The following is a 1,506-nucleotide window of genomic DNA, read 5'->3' as shown; positions in this document are numbered from 1 at the left end:
TTCGATTATTGTCAGTACGCTTCGATAACATCCTAAATTTCCCCCGTTAACCAAGAATTCTATCCCTATTATACAAAAAAGCCTGTAGATTTGGCCCCTAGTTAGGGACTTTGTCTACAAGCTGAAATGAGCCTAACAATCCCATGTTAGGCTCATTTATCAGTTGATTCAGATTCATCGCCAGTATTTAATATATAATGTAAATTTGGATCACGACTAGAGGTAGCAATTTTTTTAATAAGTTTCTTTTCCTCTAATTTTTTAAGGATTTTTCGAGCATATTGAGGACTTTTCCCCAGAGCATCCGCTAGTTGTCTCGTTTTTAGTTTATCTTTTCCATATGCAATTTCCAATGCCACTTTTTCATCGGTTAAACTTTTCCAACTTCTATTGATAATTAATGAAATTCTTTCTTCTCTGCGTTGTCTTCGCATTAATATGTTATTTTTTAAAGTTAGGATGACAGATGAATGAGTTTCATTATATACTGGAGGATCTAAAAAGAATTGTTCCATATCACGATAAATCCGTTTGACTCCCTCGTTCAGTTCTCGTACCCATCCAAACTCCGTCAATGCTCTAGCGATTTTTGGATTTCTTGAATACCTTGTATATTTTATATTTTCTACATTCACAATATTAGGGAGACGACCGGGACTGTGTATTTCAAGTCGGTCATCGAACATAAAGACTTTGATATCATCCCCATGTATGTTATAAGCTCGATGGGTAATAGCGTTTATGACTCCTTCTTGCCATGCAAAAGGCGGATATTCCGGAACGGTAATAAACTGTCCAGTATTTTTGTCAAGTGCGGTAAACTCCCTTAATTGTGTATCAATAAATTCTTTTGATTCCTCAATTAACTTAGGTATTGGTCCTTCGAAAACCTTTTGTTTAGAGATGTTCATTGAAGTTCCAACTTCTGCTTTCGTCCCATCATAGCGGAAAAACCTTAACTTTGCACTAGGAATAAATGCAGTAGGATACTTTGCAAACATTAATACACCCGCGACGGTTAATTTTACCCCTCCATTAACTCTTCGTAAAAAACCTCTAGCCAAAAGAAGTTCCTCAAATGATCCGTTGAATTCAAGTAATTTTTGGTACTTATCCAATACTTCTTTATCAAGGTCATCTAATGTGCATCCCTCGACAATCTGTTCTTCGTAAAGACGGCTACCCTTATCATATTCCAGATCTACCCTTTGTTCATAATTAAGCCTTATAGTTTCATCGCCAACTCTTAAAAAGACTTCATCAGCCTCTGTTTTATGAACTTTATCTACACTCGGTTCTATATGCAATAAAATAATTGCATCTTCTTTGCCATTGGCTTTTTTAACTGGAATATTCTCAAATTTATAATTTACAGATGGAATCACTACCGTCGCATAAATGATGTCTGAATTTTCAGTTTTATTTTTTCTGGACTTTAGAGAAAAAACGAAAACACCTAAGCGAGGGTAGTAAACATCCATTTTTTTACTATAACCTATGACTTGT

1 protein-coding gene is annotated in these 1,506 nt (G+C 35.2%); it reads right to left on the bottom strand.

Features of this window, described 5'->3' with window-relative positions:
• Positions 1–152: 152 nt before the first annotated feature.
• A partial coding sequence (locus HF990_RS14765) for an ATP-binding protein (protein WP_168412887.1) occupies positions 153–1,506 on the bottom strand: 1,354 nt, incomplete at its 5' end.

The organism is Ureibacillus thermosphaericus (genome assembly GCF_012396605.1).
GTDB lineage: Bacteria > Bacillota > Bacilli > Bacillales_A > Planococcaceae > Ureibacillus > Ureibacillus thermosphaericus.
This window is presented reverse-complemented; position numbering and strand designations above follow the sequence as displayed.